The sequence below is a fragment of the Streptomyces sp. NPDC126497 genome (assembly GCF_040302425.1).
Taxonomy (GTDB): Bacteria; Actinomycetota; Actinomycetes; order Streptomycetales; family Streptomycetaceae; genus Streptomyces.
This window is the reverse complement of the sequence record NZ_JBEORT010000077.1, coordinates 14,410-32,857: the sequence shown is the minus strand read 5'-3', so window position 1 is coordinate 32,857 and position 18,448 is coordinate 14,410. Positions and strand designations below refer to the sequence as shown.

Genomic DNA, 18,448 nt, shown 5'->3' with positions numbered 1-18,448 from the left:
TTCGCCTGGTCGACGTGGAGCAGCCGGTAGAGGCGGACGGCAGGCCCGTGACCTTCTGGGCGGAACTGCCGCCGCAGCAGCACGGCTCGGTTGAGACGCGCCGGCCTCACCGGGCCGAGACCACGACCCCCAGCAGTCCGGGTCCCGTGTGTGCCCCGATCACCGCGCCCACCTCGCTGACGTGGAGGTCCGCCAGTCCCGGCAGCCGGGTCCGCAGCCGGTCGGCGAGGGCCGCGGCGCGCTCCTGTGCGGCGAGGTGGTGGACGGCGACGTCGACCTCCGCCCCGCCCGCCCGCTCGGCCGCGATCTCCTCCAGGCGGGCGATCGCCTTCGACGCCGTGCGCACCTTCTCCAGCGGCTCGATCCGGCCGCCCGCCAGCTGCAGCAGCGGTTTGACCGCGAGGGCCGAGCCCAGCAGTGCCTGCGCGGCGCCGATCCGGCCGCCCCGGCGCAGGTAGTCGAGGGTGTCGACGTAGAAGTAGGCGGAGGTGCCAGCGGCCCGTTTCTCCGCGGCCGTGACCGCCTCGTCCACCGTGCCGCCCGCCTCCGCGGTCTCCGCCGCCGCCAGCGCGCAGAATCCGAGCGCCATCGCGATCATGCCGGTGTCCACCACCCGCACCGGCACCGGCGCCCCGCGGGCGGCGACGACCGCCGCGTCGTGGGTGCCGGAGAGCTCCGCGGAGAGGTGGAGGGAGACGATGCCGGTCGCGCCGGATTCGGCGGCCTTCCGATAGGTCTCGGCGAAGACCTCGGGGCCGGGCCGCGAGGTGGTGACCGGGCGCCGCTTCTGCAAAGCCTGGGCGAGGGAGCGGGTGGAGATCTCCGTGCCCTCTTCGAGCGCGCGGTCGCCGAGGACCACGGTCAGGGGTACCGCCGTGATGCGGTGCCGCTCCATCGTCCGGGCCGGCAGGTAGGCCGTTGAATCGGTGACGATCGCGACATGGCGGGACATGAGCTGGAGGTTACCTGCCGTGGCGCCCGGGCGGCAGCCCGGCCCCGCGGGCCGCGTCGGACCGTGGCCGGATCAGGCGGTGCTCACGTGGTGCTCTCGGGGCGGGCCTTCTTCTGCCAGGGGTAGGCGGGACGCGGTGCCGACGGGGCGATGGCGGGCCGCTGCTCCGGTTCCTTCGCCGTGGCGGGATCGGGGGTGTCGGCGGCCGGCGTCTCGGGCCAGGGCGGGGGCGCCGGGTGCTGCTCCGTGGTGGTCCAGTGGCGCAGCGCCCCGGCCTCCATGTCGATCTGCTCGCTCAGGGAGTCCAGGTCATCGGAGGCGAAACGGCGGGCGCGGTCGCGGGCCGCCCAGCGCAGGGAGTCCGCGGAGCCCGTGATGCGCTCGGTGCGCTCGCGCAGCTCGGGCAGCCGGGCGGCGAGGGCGGCACGGTCCGGCTCGGTCTCCAGGCGCCTGAGTTCGCCGTCCAGTTCGTGGCCGTGCGCGCTGAGCCGCTGGAAGAGGCCGAGGGACTCCTTGAGGGACGCGTCCTCGGCGACCGCGGCCTCCAGGGCGTCCTGGGTGGCCCGCATGGAGGTGCGCAGCGCCAGCCGGAGCTGGGCGATCTCGCCGGCCGGGCCGGGCTGCACGAAGGCCTTGGCCTTCAGGGTGTGGTCCTCGACCGTGCGGCGGGCCTGGGTGATGTGACGGTCCGCGCTGCGCTTGGCGGCGCCGACGACCTTCACCGTGGCGTAGACGCCGAGCGCGACGAAGAGCACGAAGAGCAGGGCGACCACTGCGAACACCGCTTCCACGAAGCTCCTCCTCCGGACCCTCTGGTCTCCCGGCGCACGTCGCGCCGCTCTTCAACGGTAAACGCAGCGGGCAGGTCCGGAGTTCCTGAAGGACCCCGAACCTGCCCGTAGGGGACCACCCGGACCACCCGGACCGTCGGCCCTTCCGGGGTCCGTCCGGTGGGTCGCACCGGACGGACCCCGAAACGCCCGTCTCACGCCGGGACGATGTTCACCAGCTTCGGCGCCCGGACGATCACCTTGCGGATCCCGGCGCCGTCCAGCGCCGCGACGACCCGCTCGTCGGCCAGCGCGGCCTTCTCCAGCTCGTCCTCGGCGATGCCCGGGGAGACCTCCAGCCGCGCCTTGACCTTGCCCTTGACCTGCACGACGCAGGTGACGGTCTCGTCGACCACGTACGCCGGGTCGGCCACCGGGAAGTCCTGGTGCACCACGGAGTCCGTGTGCCCCAGCTTGCGCCACAGCTCCTCGGCGATGTGCGGGGCCAGCGGCGCGACCAGCAGCACCAGGGACTCCGCGACGGAGCGCGGCAGCGCCCCTCCGCGCTTGGTCAGGTGGTTGTTCAGCTCGGTGACCTTGGCGATGGCGGTGTTGAAGCGCATCCCCTCCAGGTCGCCGCGCACGCCGTCGATCGCCTTGTGCAGGGCGCGCAGGGTGTCCTCGTCGGTGGCGACGGCCCCGTCGTCGACGACCGTGACCTCGCCGCTCGTCTCGTCGACGATGTTGCGCCACAGCCGCTGCAGCAGCCGGAACTGGCCGACCACCGCGCGGGTGTCCCACGGACGGGACACGTCCAGCGGGCCCATGGCCATCTCGTACAGGCGCAGCGTGTCGGCCCCGTACTCGGCGCAGATCTCGTCCGGGGTGACCGCGTTCTTCAGGGACTTGCCCATCTTGCCCAGCAGCCGGGAGACCCGCTCGCCCTGGTACCAGTAGCCGCCGTCGCGCTCCTCCACCTCGGCGGCCGGCACGGCGATGCCCCGGCTGTCGCGGTAGACGTAGGCCTGGATCATGCCCTGGTTGAACAGCTTGTGGAACGGCTCCGCCGACGAGACGTGCCCCAGGTCGTACAGCACCTTGGACCAGAAGCGCGCGTACAGCAGGTGCAGCACGGCGTGTTCGGCGCCGCCGACGTACAGGTCGACGCCGCCGTGCGGCATGCCCTCCCGCGGGCCCATCCAGTACTGCTCGACGGCCGGGTCGACCAGCCGGTCGTCGTTGTGCGGGTCCAGGTAGCGCAGCTCGTACCAGCAGGAACCGGCCCAGTTGGGCATGGTGTTGGTCTCGCGGCGGTACTTCTTCGGCCCGTCGCCCAGGTCCAGGGTGACGTTGACCCAGTCCTCGTTGCGGGACAGCGGCGTCTCGGGCTGGGTGTCGGCGTCGTCCGGATCGAAGGTGCGGGGGCTGTAGTCCTCGACCTCGGGCAGCTCCAGCGGCAGCATCGACTCGGGCAGCGGGTGGGCGACGCCGTCCTCGTCGTAGACGATCGGGAAGGGCTCGCCCCAGTAGCGCTGCCGGCTGAACAGCCAGTCGCGCAGGCGGAAGTTGACGGTGCCCTCGCCGTGGCCCTCGCGCTCCAGCCATTCGATGATGCGCGCCTTGGCCTCGACGACGGACAGGCCGTCCAGGGAGATCTCGCCGTTCGACGAGTTGATGATCCTCGCGTCGTACGAGGCGAACGCGTTCTCCCAGGTGGAGGTGTCCGTGCCGCGGCCGTCGGTCGGCTCGACGATGCAGTGGATCGGCAGCTCGAAGGCGCGCGCGAACTCGAAGTCGCGCTGGTCGCCCGCCGGGACGGCCATGATCGCGCCGGTGCCGTAGCCCATCAGGACGTAGTCGGCGATGAAGACGGGGACCCGCTCGCCGTTGACCGGGTTGGTCGCGTACGCGCCGATGAAGACGCCGGTCTTGTCCTTGGCCTCGGCCTGCCGCTCGACGTCGGACTTGGCGGCGGCCTGCGCGCGGTAGGCGGCGACGGCCTCGGCGGGCGTGGCGTGTCCGCCGGTCCACACCGCGTGGGTGCCCTCGGGCCAGGCGTCCGGGGTGAACTTCTCGACCAGCGGGTGCTCGGGCGCCAGCACCATGTAGGTGGCGCCGAACAGGGTGTCGGGGCGCGTGGTGAAGACGGTGATGTCCTCGCCGTCGATGGGGAAGTCGACGCGGGCGCCCTCGGAGCGGCCGATCCAGTTGCGCTGCTGCAGCTTGATGGCCTCGGGCCAGTCCAGGGCGTCCAGGTCGTTCAGCAGGCGGTCCGCGTAGGCGGTGATGCGCATGTTCCACTGGCGCAGCTTGGCCTTGAAGACGGGGAAGTTGCCGCGCTCGGAACGGCCCTCGGCGGTGACCTCCTCGTTGGCCAGGACGGTGCCCAGGCCGGGGCACCAGTTGACCGGCGCGTCGGAGGCGTAGGCCAGGCGGTACCCGCTCAGGACGTCGGCGCGCTCCGCCGCGGTCAGTTCGCCCCAGGAGCGGTCGCCGGGGACGCCGCGCTCACCGGACTCGAACTGGGCGACCAGCTCGGCGATCGGGCGGGCCTTGTCCGCCTTCTCGTCGTACCAGGAGTTGAAGATCTGCAGGAAGATCCACTGGGTCCACTTGTAGTACTCGGGGTCGATCGTGGCGAACGACCGGCGCTTGTCGTGGCCCAGGCCCAGCCGGCGCAGCTGGGACTTCATGTTCTCCATGTTGGCCTCGGTCGACACCCGCGGGTGCGTGCCGGTCTGCACGGCGTACTGCTCGGCGGGCAGGCCGAAGGCGTCGAAGCCCAGGGTGTGCAGGACGTTGTGCCCGGTCATGCGCTGGAAGCGGGCGAAGACGTCGGTGGCGATGTACCCCAGCGGGTGTCCGACGTGCAGTCCCGCACCGGAGGGGTACGGGAACATGTCCATGATGAACTTCTTGGGCCGGGCGGCCGTCTCCGGATCGCCCGACAGGTCGCCGCTCGGGTTCGGCGCGGCGTACGTGCCCTCGGCGTCCCAGAAGTCCTGCCAGCGTGCCTCGATCTCGGCCGCCAGGGCGGCCGTGTAGCGGTGCGGCGCGGCCTCCGCGGCTGCGGTGGCAGCGGGGTTCGTCTCGCTCATGATCCTCAATGCTCCATCGATCGTCTCTGCCTGCTGCTGCGACTTCCTGGAAATGAAAAATCCCCTCGCACAGGAGGGGACGCCGCGCCGATTCCGGCCCGCCGGTCACCGGCGGTCGGGACTGATCAGCGCGGCTCGCTAAGCAGAAGGCGTACGGCACGCATGGCGCCAGGGTACCGCAGCCACCGATCGCGCCGCGACGCGCTGACCCGGAGTCAAAGGTTACTTCGCGTAACAACCGCTAAGGGGCATCGCAACGGTCTCATGATCTTTTGATAACAGCGCAATAACTCAAACCTCGTACTCATCGGTATGACGAGCCTTAGAGTTCGGCAGCGGGACCGCTTTACCGAACCTTCGGAGTTGCCCCCATGAACCCTCGCCCAGACAGCAGCCCACCCCCCGCACGGGGCCGGTCGGCTGCGGCTTCGGTGTGCCCGCTCCGCGTCGCGACGCCGGGAGGTGCGTCGTGAGGACGGACGACAGCACGGCGGACGACTGGCTCGTCGAGTTCCTCAACTTCGGTGTGGGCGTCCTGTCCCTGGTCTGTCTGAGCTGCTCGGTGATCTGGGGGCTCGTCGCCCAGGACCGGATCCTGCTCGGCCCCCGTCAGCGGATCTGGGCGCAGGCGGTGCACCGGACGACCGCGGTCGCCTCGATCGTCTTCCTGCTGGTGCACATCGTCATCAAGCTGGTCCTGGACCACACCACGTGGATCGCCGCGGTCGTCCCCTTCGGGCTGGCCCTCACGGACGACGAGGTCGTCGCCGGCAGGTCCTTCCTCATCGGGCTCGGCACCCTCGCCGGTCTGCTGATGATCTTCGTGGGCGTCACCGGCGTGCTGCGCAACCGCTTCGCCTCCCCGGCGCCGGTCGCGGCCCGCTGGCGGGCGATGCACATGCTGGCCTATCCGGCCTGGTGCGCCGCGCTGGTGCACGGCCTCTACGCGGGTCGAGCGGCCAAGCCGGTCTTCCTGATCCTCTACGGGCTGTCCGTGGTCGGCGTCACGGCGGCCCTCGTCGTGCGCGCCTCCCCGCCCCGGGTGAAGCGCAGGATCGCCGACCGGGTCACCGCACTGCTCGGCACCGCCGACCAGCGGCGGGGCCGCGAGGAGCGGCTGGAGGAGAGCCGGTCCCGGGCGGCCGGCTCCGCACTGGCCGGGTACGGCGGCGGACGCGGCTCCGCGCGGGACGACGAGCGCCCGCGCGGCGAACGCCCGCCGTACGAGACGGCCGGACGCGTCCCCGCCCCGGAACCGGCGAACGGCTTCGCGGCCGCCTACCGCGCCGTGTCGACGCCCGCCCGGCCGGCGGCCGGACAGCCGCCGCTCCCCGACGCGACCGCGCGCATGGAACTGCCGCCGGACATGTGGCCCACGGAGGCCGTCCCGCGCGTGGACGGCCCCTCCAGCACCTCGGGCGACTGGCCGATCCCGTCCCCGCCGCCGGTCGGCGAGGCCCCGCCCTCGGCGTACGACCCGCTCCAGGACACCGGATACACCATCCCGGCCCATGACAATTCGGCCGCCTCCGGGTTCGGTTCACGTGATGTGCGCGACACCGGTGAGACGAACACCCTCTACGGCACGTACCACCCGGATGACACGTACAACAGCGGTCCCGCCAATGCACCACTCCCCGGTGCGTCGCCCTCGTCGTCCTACGACTTCGACGCACCGGGCTCGGGCGAACCTTGGAACACGCCGTCCGGAGGCTACAAGTGAACGAGGCCCTGCCCGACGTACCTGAAGTCCGCGTGGTCGGCCTTCCCCAGCTCACGTCGGGCTTCGACCTTGTCGACCGGCTCGACCTGCCCATGCACCTCAAGGTGCACGGGCCGCTCGAGCCCCTGGGCGGTGAGCAGCTCGCGCAGCTCGCCGAACGCATCAACCTCAGGGGCCGCGGCGGCGCGGGGTTCCCCTTCCACCGGAAGCTGCGCTCGGTCGCCGAATCTGCGATCAAGCGCGGCGTGAGGCCGGTCGTCGTCGTCAACGGCAGCGAGGACGAGCCGGCCTGCCGCAAGGACACGGTGCTGATCAACCGCGCCCCGCACCTCATCCTGGACGGCGCGCTGCTGTGCGCCGAGGCCATGGGGGCCCGCACGCTCGTGGTGGGGGTCACCCGGGAGTCCACCCAGCGCTCCATGGAGGCCGCGCTCGCCGAGCGCGGCCTGAACAACGGCCGCCGCTCCGCGCTGCGCGCCCGCGTGCAGCGCAACCCGGTCCGCATGGTCACGGGCGCGGCGGCCTCCCTGATCCGTTCCATCGACGGCGGCCCGGCCATCCCGCCGGGCCGCAAGGTCAGCGCCTCGAAGAACGGCGTCGGCGGCGCGCCCACGCTGCTGTCCAACGCCGAGACCTTCGCCCAGCTCGCCATCGCCGCCCGCATCGGCCCGGAGCGCTACGGCAACACCGGCCTGTACGACGAGCCGGGCACCGTGATGCTCACGGTGTCCGGGGCGGTGGCCCGCCCCATGGTGATCGAGGTGCCGACGGGCGTGCCGCTGCGCTACGTCCTCCAGCTGGCCGGCGCCCCGCCGGTGCCGCAGGGGGTGCTGACCGGCGGCTACCACGGCAAGTGGATCGACGCGGCGACCGTCGACGAGGCGATCGTCTCCCGCAACTCCCTGGACGCGGTGGGCGGTTCGCTGGGCGCGGGCGCGATCCTGCCGATCAGTCAGGACACCTGTCCGCTGGGCGAGTCGCTGCGGGTCGCCCAGTGGCTGGCGGAGGAGAGCGCGGGCCAGTGCGGCCCCTGCTACCTGGGGCTGCCGGCCGCCGCGCGCGGCCTGGAGGACATCCTGGGCGGCGGCGGTCCCGCCGCCCTGGAGGCGGTCAAGCAGGTCGCCAGGAACGTGAAGCGGCGCGGGGCGTGTTCGCACCCGGACGGCTCCGCGATGTTCCTGGAGTCGACCCTCAAGGCGTTCACCGACGACCTCGCCGCGCATGTCCTCGGCAACGGCTGCGGACGGCCCGTGGCGGGCGTCCTGCCGCTCTTCGAGGGGGGCAGGGCCCCCACGGGCATCCCGGGCGGCGGGGCGGAGAACGGGCCCAGCCGCCAGAAGATCTACGTCGACTGGACGCTGTGCCGGGGCCACGGACTGTGCGCGGACATCCTCCCGGAGGTCTTCCAGCTCGGCGCGGACGGTTTCCCGACGGTGGCTCAGGCCCAGGTGCCGCGTTTCGCCGAGGCGAAGGCGCTGCGGGCGGTGCGCCGCTGCCCGGCGCTGGCGCTGCGCATCGAGGACGAGACGCCCCAGGCCAAGGCGCCGTCCCGCAATCTGCCGGTGCTCTCCCAGGGACGCGGCCGGCGGGCCCTGGGCCGCTGAGACGGGTCCGCCCCCGCGGCCGACGGGGGCGGACACCGGACACCGGACACCGCCGGGCTCCGCCGCCCGTGACCGGACACAACCAGTGAGGGCGGACCACCCGTTCGGGTGATCCGCCCTCTTCTTCTGTGGAGCTAAGGAGAATTGAACTCCTGACCTCCTGCATGCCATGCAGGCGCTCTACCAACTGAGCTATAGCCCCTCGACGCCACGCGGCGGAACCGCATGTTGTCCGTGTCGCCCGGTTTCCCCGGCGGCGACGCCAACTTTACACGGTCCACCCGGCCCAACACCAAATCGGTTTCGCTTCGCTCGCCGATGTCCCGGATTGCCCCACCGGGACTACGCGGTCACGAACGAATAGAAGCGCTTGAGCGTGCAGTGCTCCTCCAGCAGCCGGCCGTAGATCGGCTCCCCCTCGAGTTCCCGGTACGTCTCGATGGGATCGCCTTTTATGATCAGCGCCCGCGCGCATTCCTCGCACCAGTACTGGTAGTCGGGGTTGAGCGGTTCCATGTCCCGGACGATCGGCGTGCCGCTGCCGCACCAGTCGCACTTCCGCCTGTGTGCACCCATGGGTCAGCTCCAGCGGTGGCCGCAGGCCGTGCGCGCGGATCCGGGGGAAGGGCGGCCGGGACGGGTCGGGGTCCGTCGCGTCGACACCGCTCCGAGGAGGTGGTCGACCTCCTCGAGGATGCTCGCAGGCATCACAACTCCCTCCCGTCGGGCCGCGCCCCCTTCCGGCCGTTTGATTCTGCCACGGCCGGGCCGACCCGGTCAGTGACGCCGGGGTACCGGTCGGGACACGGTCCGGTGCCTCGCGGGGATATACGCGCACCGGGGCCGTGCCGCTCATCCGCGGGCAACGAAAAAACCCACCTCCCCGAGGGAGGTGGGATCTTCGTCATGTGGAGCTAAGGAGAATTGAACTCCTGACCTCCTGCATGCCATGCAGGCGCTCTACCAACTGAGCTATAGCCCCTGGCAGCCACACGGGGTGACTTCCCGGTGTTCCCTCCCGCTCGGCGGGGCGAACAAGAAGAACTTTAGCCTGCGACCTGCCGGAAAGTGAAATCCGGGTCCCGGGGGTGCCCCGGGGCCGGATCCGAGCACGCTCAGTCGTCGTCGCCGAGCACCGGTTCCGGCAGGGTGCCCGCGTTGTGCTCGAGCAGCCGCCAGCCCCGGGCGCCCTCGCCGAGGACGGACCAGCAGCAGTTGGTGAGGCCGCCCAGACCCTCCCAGTTGTGCGGGTCGAGACCGAGCAGCCGGCCGATGGTGGTGCGGATGGTGCCGCCGTGGCTGACCACGACGAGCGTGCCGTCCTCCGGGAGCTTCTCGACGTGCCGCAGCACCACGGGGGCGGCGCGGTCGGCGACCTCGGTCTCCAGTTCGCCGCCGCCCCGGCGGACCGGCTCGCCGCGCTTCCACGCGGCGTACTCGTCGCCGTACCTGGCGATGATCTCCTCGTGCGTCAGCCCCTGCCAGACGCCCGCGTAGGTCTCCCGCAGGCCCTCGTCGAGGGTGACCTCCAGGCCGGTGAGCGCGGCGAGCTCGGCGGCGGTGGCCGCGGCCCGCTTGAGGTCGGAGGCGACGATCGCGTCCGGCTTCAGCCCCGCGAGGAGGCGGGCGGCCCGACGGGCCTGGGCGACACCGGTCTCGGTGAGGTCCACGTCCGTGGAGCCCTGGAAGCGGCGCTCCACGTTCCAGGACGTCTGGCCGTGCCGCCACAGGATGATGCGGCGGCCCCGGCGCGCGGACCCGCCCACCCCACCGGTGGCGCTCACCACTCACCGCCCGGCTGCGCGGCCTCCTCGGCCTCCTGCAGCTTCGCGTGCTCGGCGGCCTTGCCGCGGGTGGCCTTGGCCTCCTCGGGCAGCTCCAGCTCGGGGCAGTCCTTCCACAGCCGCTCCAGGGCGTAGAAGACGCGCTCCTCGCTGTGCTGGACGTGGACGACGATGTCGACGTAGTCGAGCAGCACCCAGCGGGCCTCGCGGTCGCCCTCGCGGCGGACCGGCTTGGCGCCGAGCTCCTTGCTGAGCCGCTCCTCGATCTCGTCGACGATCGACTTGACCTGGCGGTCGTTGGGCGCGGAGGCCAGCAGGAAGGCATCGGTGATGGACAGCACGTCACTGACGTCGTAGGCGACGATGTCGTGCGCGAGCTTGTCGGCGGCCGCCTGGGCGGCGGTGGTGACGAGCTCGAGGGAACGGTCGGTTGCGGTCACTGCGAGGCTTTCGGTCGGTGGACACTTGCCCCCAAGGGTCTCACGGACCGCCGGGCGCACCCACGCGACGACGGAGGGGTGCGCCCGGGACGGGCTACGAGCCGGGGTCGTAGTCCTGGCCGAGGACGACCGAGACGCGGGCGTTCGCGGAGGTTCCGCCCTTGGTGACGGAGCCGGCGGGCAGTCCCAGGGTCTTGGCGACCTCGGTGGCGTTCTCCTTGTCCGCGGCGTCCGCGTAGACGACCTTCGAGGAGGCCTCGGTGCCGGCGGCGCCCGCGTCCCGGAAGGTGAAGCCGCCGTTGAGGAGGACCACGCGGGCCTTCTCGGTGTGGCCCTTCACTCCGCTGGCGTTGCGCACGGAGACGCTGACGGCGGCGTCCGGGTCGGGACTCTTGGCGGTGCCGCCGAGGACGTCCTTGACGACGCTGTCGCTCGCCTCGGCGGTGAGCGTGCCGTCGTCCTGCACGGGCAGCACCGCGGTCTTGTGGTCGCCGCCCTTGGCGCGGTCGGAGAGCCGGGCGAGGAAGGTGCCCAGGTCCTTGTCGGTGAGCGGCGGTTCGATGATCTGCCCGAGGGTCTGGACGGTGGTGGTGGCGGCGTCCGGGTCGGAGGTCAGCTTGCGCAGGACGCCGTGCAGGACCTGGCCGAACCGCTCCAGCTGGGCGTTCGGGGCCTCGCCGGAGCCGCGGTGGGTGGCGTAGGCGACGGCCATCCTGCCGCTGAGGGTCTGTCCCTTCCCCTTCCTGACCAGGGGTGCCTCGCCCTTCTTGGCGTCCGGGTCGGGCACGTCGGCGTCGGTGTCGACCTCGATGTCGCCGACCAGGTCGACGAGGGTGAGCAGGAAGGGGGTGTCCAGCCGCCAGGTGCCCTCGATGGCGGTGCCGAGGACGGTGTCGAGGGCGGTCCTGGTGCCCTCGGAGCCGTCGTCCTCGACCGACTTGGCGAGCGTGGTGGTGGTGCCGTCGTCGGCGGTCAGGACGAGGGAGTTGGGCAGCAGCACGGTGGTGCCCTGCTCGGTGGTGGTGTTGTCGACGAGCAGCGCGGTGGCGGTGCCGCCGTTCTCGGTGTCGTGCAGGTGGACGACGAGGACGTCCCGCTTCTGGGCGCCCGCGGCCGTCGTGGTGCCCGTACCGGAGCCGGAGCCGGACAGGCCCGGCAGCTTCCCCGCGTACCAGAGGTAGCCGACACCGCCGGCCGCGACCAGGGCGAACACCACGACGAGGGCGATGATCCGGCTGCGGGCGCGGCGCTTGGCCTCCTCACGGCGCTCGGTGCGGTTCTCCGTGAACTTCATCCAGTCGATGACGTCCTCGGAGTCGCCGTCGGGCTCCTCGACGAAGGCGAACTGCTCGGTGCGGTACTCCGGCGCGGGTTCGGCGGGGCCCTGCTCGTCGTCGGCCGGGCCGGGCTGCTGCGGGATGTGCGCGGTCTGCTCGGTGACGCGGGACTGCGGCCCGGTGTGCGCGGCCTGCCCGTAGGGGTCGTACGGAGCGTCCTGGCCGCCCTGGCCGCCCTGCTGGGCGCCGTGGGGGGCGTAGGTGTCGTAGGTCTCGTAGGTGTCGTAGGACGGCTGCTGCGGGGCGCCGGTCCCGGTCCCGTAGGGGTCGTACGCGGGCTGCTGGTGTCCGCCCGCGTGGTACGGGTCGTAGCCGTAGCCCTGCTGCTGGTAGGCGTCGTACTGCTGGGCCTGCCCGCCCTGCTGGTCCGCAGCCTGGCGGTAGACGGGTCGGCCGTACTCGTCGTAGCCGACGAGCTCGTACGGGGCGCCCCCGTCGGCCCCGTACCCCGCGTCGTATCGGTCGTTCACCGGTGGTGCCCCTCTCGGCTCACTCGCCGCGGTACAGCTCGCGCTTGTCGATGTAGCGCACGACTCCGTCCGGCACCAGGTACCAGACGGGTTCCCCCTTGGCGACCCTCGCGCGGCAGTCCGTCGAGGAGATGGCGAGGGCGGGAACCTCCACCAGCGAGACACCGCCCTCGGGCAGGCCGGCGTCGGTCAGGTGGTGTCCGGGCCGGGTCACGCCGATGAAGTGCGACAGGGAGAAGAGTTCCTCGCTGTCGCGCCAGGTCAGGATCTGGGCGAGGGCGTCGGCGCCGGTGATGAAGAACAGGTCCGTGTCCGGGTTGAGCGCGCTCAGGTCGCGCAGGGTGTCCACGGTGTAGGTGGGGCCGCCGCGGTCGATGTCGATGCGGCTCACCGAGAACTGCGGGTTCTCTGCGGTCGCGATGACCGTCATCAGGTAGCGGTCCTCGGCCGCGGAGACCGCGCGGTGGCTCTTCTGCCACGGCTGGCCGGTGGGGACGAACACCACCTCGTCCAGGTGGAACTGTGCGGCGACCTCACTGGCGGCCACCAGGTGCCCGTGGTGGATCGGGTCGAAGGTGCCGCCCATCACGCCGAGTCGGCGCCTGCCCTGCCGCACCGGGCCGCTGCCGGGGCCGGTGGGCATGTCCTGCTCTCCCATGCGTGCAGACCCTACCGGCCCGGCCTGAGGACCCCGTCCGCCAGGGCGTCCGACGGGATGCTCAGCGGTCGCGGTTGAAGCGGGTGGTGATCCACAGCAGGAGCAGCAGGACGAACAGGGCGCCGCCGCCGGTGAGGGCGGGGCTGAGGCTCTCGTGGTTGCCCCCGTGCTCTCCGCCCTCGGCGGCGAGGGTGACCAACTGGGCAGCGGTGCTGTGGATGCTCATCTTCGGCAGGACCTATCGCGTGTGGGCGGACAAGGACGTCGGCTCATCGTAAGCGGGCGCCTTCGCGTCGATCACGCCGACTCCGCCGTTACGGGCGCGGTGGCGGGCGGAAGGAACCTTCTCCGCCGCTCAGTCGTCCTTCCGGCTGTAGCCGCGCAACAGGAACCACGCGGTGAGCGCACAGCCCACCACCATCACGATCAGAAGTATCCGGAGCAGGGTCCCCGCACCTCCTCGGCCGTCCCGTCGTCCCTCACTGCCCGTCCACGGTAACCCCGCCTGGGCCGGGCGTCGCCGCGGGGGGGAGCGAAGGGCCGCGCGAGGGGCCGCGCAGGACCACTCAGACACACAGGGGGACACATGTCCGACGGCCGTCAGCACCACGGGCACGAGGGCGTGCCGGGCAGGCAGCGCAGGCGCTTCCCCGGGATCTCCTCGCGGGCGTACGAGCACCCGGCGGACCGCTCGGCGCTGGTCGCGCTGCGCAGGCTGAGCGGTTTCGACACGGTCTTCAAGGCGCTGAGCGGGCTGCTGCCCGAGCGCAGTCTGCGGCTGCTGTTCCTGTCCGACTCGGTGCGGGTCTCGGACCGGCAGTTCGCGCACCTCAACGACATGCTGCGGGACGCCTGCCACATCCTGGACCTGGAGAAGGTCCCGCAGATGTACGTCAAGCAGGACCCCGGCCCCAACGCCATGTGCATCGGTCTCGACGAGCCGATCATCGTGGTGACCACGGGACTGGTGGAGCTGCTGGACGAGGAGGAGATGCGGGCGGTCGTCGGACACGAGGTCGGGCACGCGCTGTCCGGGCACTCGGTGTACCGGACGGTCCTGCTGTTCCTGACGTCGCTCGCGGTCCGGGTCGCGTGGATCCCGCTCGGCAACGTCGCGGTCATGGCGATCGTGACGGCGCTGCGGGAGTGGTTCCGCAAGTCGGAGCTGTCGGCGGACCGCGCGGGGCTGCTGGTCGGCCAGGACGTGCAGGCCTCGATGCGCGGACTGATGAAGATCGCGGGCGGCAACCACCTGCACGAGATGAACGTGGACGCGTTCCTGGAGCAGGCCGAGGAGTACGAGTCCGCGGGCGACCTGCGCGACTCGGTGCTGAAGATCCTCAACGTGCTGCCCCGCTCGCACCCGTTCACCACCGTGCGGGCGGCCGAGCTGAGGAAGTGGGCGGCCTCCCGTGACTACCAGCGGATCATGGACGGTCACTACCCGCGCCGCGACGAGGACCGGGACGCCTCGGTGCGGGACTCCTGGCGGGAGTCGGCGAGCAGCTACGCGGACGAGGTGCGCACCTCCAAGGACCCGCTGATGAAGCTGGTCAGCGACATCGCGGGCGGCGCCGGCGACCTGGGCGGCCGGGTCCGCCGCGGCTTCGGCGGTTTCACGTCCGCGCCGCCGAAGCCGTCCGGGCCGGCGTCCCGGGAGCCGGGCGCGGAGGACGACGCGCCGCCGCGCGACGACGCGTAGGGCGGCCGGACCCCGGGCGGGACCCGCGTTTCCCGTCCGGTCCGGGGCCGGTCCCGCGAGCCGCGACGGGTGAGGGGACCACACGGGGCGGGCGTGGGTGACGGGCGCGGCGCCGCCCGCTTCACAGCTTCGGCTGTGCGCCCGGCGCGAGGGAGCCGCACAGGGCCGGGACGCCGCCCGTGGCGTACGGGTCGGTGCCGGCGGGGGCGGTCTCCTTCGGCGTCTGCCCGGCCAGCAGCGGGCGCAGCCGGGCGGCGGAGTCCTCCGCGCAGGACAGGGGACCGGCCTGGACGCGGGCGACGACGAGTTCCGCCCGGTGCAGGCGCAGGTCGTCGCGGTCGAAGCGGAAGCGCAGTTCGCGCCGGACGGTGAACAGCGACGCCGCGGCGTCCCGGCCGGCTCCGGCCGGGAGCAGCGCGTAGGCGAACGTGTGGTCGGTGGTGACCTCGAGGGTGGCGGAGTCCGTCTCGGCGGCCCGCATGGTGCCCCGGACCCGGATCTCGTGGTCCGCCAGCCGCACCCGGGCGGGGTCGAAGCGGACCAGCCATCCGGTGGGGGCGTGCCGTCCGTCGGCGGCGGGCCGGGTGAAGCTCCGGTCGAACTGGTCCAGCTGGCCGGAGTCCAGCAGCTGCCGTACGGGCCGGGTCTCGCCGCCGGTGAGCACGCCCGGGTCGAGGGAGGAGCGCACCAGGTAGTCCTTGGCGGTGAGCAGCGCGGTCACCACCTGGCCGTCGGAGAAGTGCGCGGTGCGCCGGGAGGCCGGGAGCGGCACCCCCTCGGCGCCGGGCCGGAACCGCGCCGCCGGGCTGCGCGCGTACAGCCGCTCGACATCGGTGGTGCCGGGGACCTCGCCCCGCGGGGCGAGCGGGACGACGGTCGTCCGCAGCGGCTCGGCGGGCTCCTCGGCGGCGGGGTTCCGGTAGGGGTGGCGCAGGCCCATGTAGACGGCGGTGCCGAAGGCGACGGCGATCAGCAGGACCAGGATCAGCGCCTGCCGGGGCAGACCGCCCCGGCGCATCGGCGGGCGGCGGCGCACGGCGGGCGCGTGGTCGGTGATGCGCTGCTCGGCGGAGTACTCCTGGAGCCGGGCAGCGCGGACGAAGGACTCGTCGAAGACGACGGACCCGTACTCGTCCTCTCCACCTCCGGGGGCTCCCTCGGGCGTCCCCTCGGGCGGGTCCGAAGGCCCTCCCATACCTTCAAGGGTAGGTCCGGGGAGGTTCCGGTAAACGCCCCGCCGCAGTCGAGTTGTGGCAGGTTCCCGTCAGGCGGGCGGCCCGTTTCAGGGACTGCGCGGGACCACCGGGACGGCCGGCCGGGAGGAGTCGGCCGACGCGGAGGGCGTCACCGCTCCGCCCTGCTCGACGCCGGTGGTGGCGGGCGGCGGGGCCGGGTCCTGGCGGCCCGAGGAGGCGCCGCGGTAGACGGCCGAGAAGGCGAGCGCGACCATGCCGACGCCCATCACCAGGGCGAGCATCCAGGCGACGGGGCGGTGCCAGCGCACCTGCCGGCCGTAGGGGCCCGGGGAGCCGTGGTCGTCGTCCAGGGCGTCCGGGTCGTCGTCCGGGCCGCCGTAGCCGGGAACGCCCCGGTAGCCGCCGTACCCGTCGTCGTGCCGCTCGCCGCGCGCACGGGCCCGGTGGGCCTCGGCCTCGGCTCTGGCCTGTGCGGCCGCCAGGAGGCGTTCGACGGCGGTCGGCTCGTGCACCTCGGCCGCCCGTACGAAGGCCTCGTCGAAGACCACGGAGGCGAACTCTTCGTCCGACACCCCGCGGTCGTGGTCGTCGTCGGGCTCCCAGCCGTCAGGGAACGGCGTGCCCCCCACGTCCTCCGGCACGGATCCAGAGTAGACCTGGGGGGTCATTTTGGGCAGACGGTACGGAAATTCATCCGTCCGACGAGACGTCCCCGGCGCCGCTCCCCCTTCCGTGCGCGGGTCAGCGCCGTACGTGGCCGTCGCCGGTGACGATGTACTTCGTGCTGGTCAGCTCGGGCAGGCCCATCGGCCCCCGGGCGTGCAGCTTCTGCGTGGAGATGCCGATCTCCGCGCCGAAGCCGAACTGGCCGCCGTCGGTGAACCGGGTCGAGGCGTTCACCGCGACCGTGGTGGAGTCCACCAGCTGGGTGAAGCGGCGGGCGGCCTGCTGCGAGGTGGTGACGATGGCCTCGGTGTGGCCGGAGGTCCACAGCCGGATGTGCTCGACGGCCCGGTCGAGGGAGTCGACGACGGCGGCGGCGATGTCGTGGGAGAGGTACTCGGTCTCCCAGTCCTCCGTGGTGGCCTCCACGACGGTGGCGCGGGAGTCCTTGGCGTACGCCATCACGCGTTCGTCGGCGTGCACGGTCACCCCGGCGTCGGCGAGGGCGTCCAGGGCGCGCGGCAGGAACTCGGCGGCGATGTCCTGGTGGACCAGGAGGGTCTCGGCGGCGTTGCACACGCCGACCCGCTGGGCCTTGGAGTTGACCAGGATCTCGACGGCCGTGTCGAGGTCGGCCCGCGCGTCGACGTAGACGTGGCAGTTGCCGGTTCCGGTCTCGATGACCGGGACGACCGACTCCTGGACGACCGTGTTGATCAGGGAGGCGCCGCCGCGCGGGATGAGCACGTCGACCAGGCCGCGGGCGCGCATCAGCTCGCGCACGCTGTCCCGGCTCTCACCGGGCACCAGCTGCACGGCGTCGGCGGGCAGCCCGGCGCCGTGCACGGCGTCGCGCAGCACCCGCACCAGCGCGGTGTTCGACCGGTACGCGGAGGACGAGCCGCGCAGCAGGACCGCGTTGCCGGACTTCAGGCAGAGGGCGGCGGCGTCGACCGTCACGTTGGGGCGGCCCTCGTAGATGATCCCGACGACGCCGAGCGGCACCCGCACCTGACGCAGGTCGATGCCGTTGGGCAGGGTCGAGCCGCGGACGACCTCGCCGACCGGGTCGGGCAGCGCGGCCACGTCCCGCACGTCGGAGGCGATCGCGCGCACCCGCTCGGGGGTGAGGGTGAGCCGGTCGATCATGCCCTCGCCGGTGCCGGCCTCACGGGCCCTGGCCACGTCCTGGGCGTTGGCCTCGACGATCTCGCTCGTGCGGACCTCCAGCGCGTCCGCGATGGCGAGCAGCGCGTCGTCCTTGGCGGCCCGCGGCAGCGGCGCGAGGGTGGCGGCGGCGCCCTTGGCACGGTAGGCGGCCTGACTGACCGGGGACATCGAGTCGTAAGGCGAGAGCGTGGTCATGGGGGAAGGGTAGTGCGGCGGCGGCCGGCGGCCGATGTTCGTCCCATGTCCCGAGACGGAACCGATATGTACCGCTCGCCACCTTTTGCCCCCGCGCGTCACGCCCCTCGGCCGACGGGCCCCGACGGCGGGCGGCCGGGTCCGCGGGAGCGGCGCCGGGCGGCACCCCCCTAGAAGGGATGGACTCCGACGGGGGTGGCCGGGACCGGCCCGTACCCGGCGGCGACGCGCTGGTGGTAGGTGGCCCGGTCGATGACCTCCAGGCCGACGATCTCCCAGGGCGGCAGGCCGGCGGTCCGCCGGTGCTCGCCCCACAGGCGCAGCGCCACGGCGGCCGCGTCGTGCAGGTCGCGCGCCTCCTCCCAGTAGCGGATCTCCGCGTGGTCGTCGGCGTAGCGGCTGGTCAGCAGGAAGGGGTGGTCGTGGGCGAGCTGTTCCAGGGCCCGCCGGACCTCGGCGACCGGGGCCGGTTCGCCGGAGACGCTGAGGGTGACGTGCCACAGCCGGGGCAGGTCGCGGGCCTCGCCGCCGCCCTGGCGCCGGTCGCCGGCCGCGACGCTGCTCAGGGCGCGCTCGTCGCCGGCCGGACGAAATCCGGCACCGCGGGACGCCGTCGTCCCCGGGCGCACTCGTCTCACGACGGCCTCCTTCACGCGCGGACCCACCCGGCGGTCGGGCGGATGTGT

16 protein-coding genes and 2 tRNA genes are annotated in these 18,448 nt (G+C 72.7%); 3 read left to right on the top strand and 15 right to left on the bottom strand.

Annotated features, from left to right (window positions below):
- Positions 1-106: 106 nt before the first annotated feature.
- The 3 genes from ABTY20_RS26240 to leuS all read right to left on the bottom strand — a co-directional run bounded on the left by ABTY20_RS26240 (position 107) and on the right by leuS (position 4,820).
- A complete protein-coding gene (locus ABTY20_RS26240) occupies positions 107-952 on the bottom strand; it encodes a DegV family protein (protein WP_351999513.1) in 846 nt (281 codons plus the stop codon).
- An 83-nt stretch (positions 953-1,035) separates the two neighbouring features.
- Complete coding sequence (locus ABTY20_RS26235; protein ID WP_351999512.1) at positions 1,036-1,743, bottom strand: hypothetical protein; 708 nt, start codon at positions 1,741-1,743, stop codon at positions 1,036-1,038.
- Positions 1,744-1,937: 194 nt separating this feature from the next.
- Positions 1,938-4,820: a leucine--tRNA ligase gene (gene leuS, locus ABTY20_RS26230; protein WP_351999511.1), complete on the bottom strand. Its 2,883-nt coding sequence runs from the start codon at positions 4,818-4,820 to the stop codon at positions 1,938-1,940.
- Positions 4,821-5,289: 469 nt separating this feature from the next.
- On the opposite strand from leuS, the gene ABTY20_RS26225 reads away from it, so the two are divergent.
- Positions 5,290-6,543 (top strand): cytochrome b/b6 domain-containing protein, encoded by a 1,254-nt coding sequence (locus ABTY20_RS26225; protein WP_351999510.1) that lies wholly within the window; start codon positions 5,290-5,292, stop codon positions 6,541-6,543.
- Positions 6,540-8,147, top strand: a complete 1,608-nt coding sequence (locus tag ABTY20_RS26220) for an NADH-ubiquinone oxidoreductase-F iron-sulfur binding region domain-containing protein (RefSeq protein ID WP_351999509.1) — start codon at positions 6,540-6,542, stop codon at positions 8,145-8,147. The genes ABTY20_RS26225 and ABTY20_RS26220 overlap by 4 nt, the downstream gene beginning before the upstream one ends.
- 129 nt (positions 8,148-8,276) lie before the next feature.
- Here the strand turns inward: ABTY20_RS26220 and ABTY20_RS26215 are convergent.
- From ABTY20_RS26215 to ABTY20_RS26180, 8 genes are all read right to left on the bottom strand, one after another.
- Positions 8,277-8,349: transfer RNA gene (locus ABTY20_RS26215), tRNA-Ala, on the bottom strand.
- Positions 8,350-8,489: 140 nt separating this feature from the next.
- Positions 8,490-8,723 carry a hypothetical protein gene (locus ABTY20_RS26210; protein WP_019523121.1) on the bottom strand — a complete coding sequence of 78 codons (234 nt, stop codon included), beginning with the start codon at positions 8,721-8,723 and terminating at the stop codon, positions 8,490-8,492.
- 333 nt (positions 8,724-9,056) lie between these two features.
- Positions 9,057-9,129 (bottom strand) — tRNA-Ala (locus ABTY20_RS26205).
- Between the two features lie 133 nt (positions 9,130-9,262).
- Positions 9,263-9,931 (bottom strand): histidine phosphatase family protein, encoded by a 669-nt coding sequence (locus ABTY20_RS26200; RefSeq protein WP_351999508.1) that lies wholly within the window; start codon positions 9,929-9,931, stop codon positions 9,263-9,265.
- Positions 9,928-10,371, bottom strand: coding sequence for a ribosome silencing factor (gene rsfS, locus ABTY20_RS26195; RefSeq protein ID WP_351999507.1), 444 nt, complete (start codon positions 10,369-10,371; stop codon positions 9,928-9,930). Before rsfS ends, ABTY20_RS26200 begins: the two co-directional genes overlap by 4 nt.
- Positions 10,372-10,465: 94 nt before the next feature.
- Positions 10,466-12,178, bottom strand: a complete 1,713-nt coding sequence (locus tag ABTY20_RS26190) for an LCP family protein (RefSeq protein ID WP_351999506.1) — start codon at positions 12,176-12,178, stop codon at positions 10,466-10,468.
- Positions 12,179-12,197: 19 nt separating this feature from the next.
- Positions 12,198-12,836, bottom strand: coding sequence for a nicotinate-nucleotide adenylyltransferase (nadD, locus tag ABTY20_RS26185; protein ID WP_351999505.1), 639 nt, complete (start codon positions 12,834-12,836; stop codon positions 12,198-12,200).
- 61 nt (positions 12,837-12,897) lie between these two features.
- Positions 12,898-13,062, bottom strand: coding sequence for a hypothetical protein (locus tag ABTY20_RS26180; RefSeq protein WP_351999504.1), 165 nt, complete (start codon positions 13,060-13,062; stop codon positions 12,898-12,900).
- A 360-nt stretch (positions 13,063-13,422) separates the two neighbouring features.
- On the opposite strand from ABTY20_RS26180, the gene ABTY20_RS26175 reads away from it, so the two are divergent.
- On the top strand, positions 13,423-14,538 hold the full coding sequence (locus ABTY20_RS26175) for a M48 family metallopeptidase (protein WP_351999503.1): 1,116 nt from the start codon (positions 13,423-13,425) through the stop codon (positions 14,536-14,538).
- Between the two features lie 121 nt (positions 14,539-14,659).
- On the opposite strand, the gene ABTY20_RS26170 is transcribed toward ABTY20_RS26175, so the two are convergent.
- The 4 genes from ABTY20_RS26170 to ABTY20_RS26155 all read right to left on the bottom strand — a co-directional run bounded on the left by ABTY20_RS26170 (position 14,660) and on the right by ABTY20_RS26155 (position 18,400).
- Complete coding sequence (locus ABTY20_RS26170; protein ID WP_351999502.1) at positions 14,660-15,733, bottom strand: SCO2583 family membrane protein; 1,074 nt, start codon at positions 15,731-15,733, stop codon at positions 14,660-14,662.
- A gap of 87 nt (positions 15,734-15,820) precedes the next feature.
- Positions 15,821-16,375: an SCO2584 family spore wall biosynthesis protein gene (locus ABTY20_RS26165; protein WP_502991887.1), complete on the bottom strand. Its 555-nt coding sequence runs from the start codon at positions 16,373-16,375 to the stop codon at positions 15,821-15,823.
- A gap of 100 nt (positions 16,376-16,475) precedes the next feature.
- Positions 16,476-17,762, bottom strand: coding sequence for a glutamate-5-semialdehyde dehydrogenase (locus ABTY20_RS26160; protein ID WP_351999500.1), 1,287 nt, complete (start codon positions 17,760-17,762; stop codon positions 16,476-16,478).
- A 170-nt stretch (positions 17,763-17,932) separates the two neighbouring features.
- Positions 17,933-18,400, bottom strand: coding sequence for a DUF8830 family protein (locus tag ABTY20_RS26155; protein WP_351999499.1), 468 nt, complete (start codon positions 18,398-18,400; stop codon positions 17,933-17,935).
- Positions 18,401-18,448: the final 48 nt, after the last annotated feature.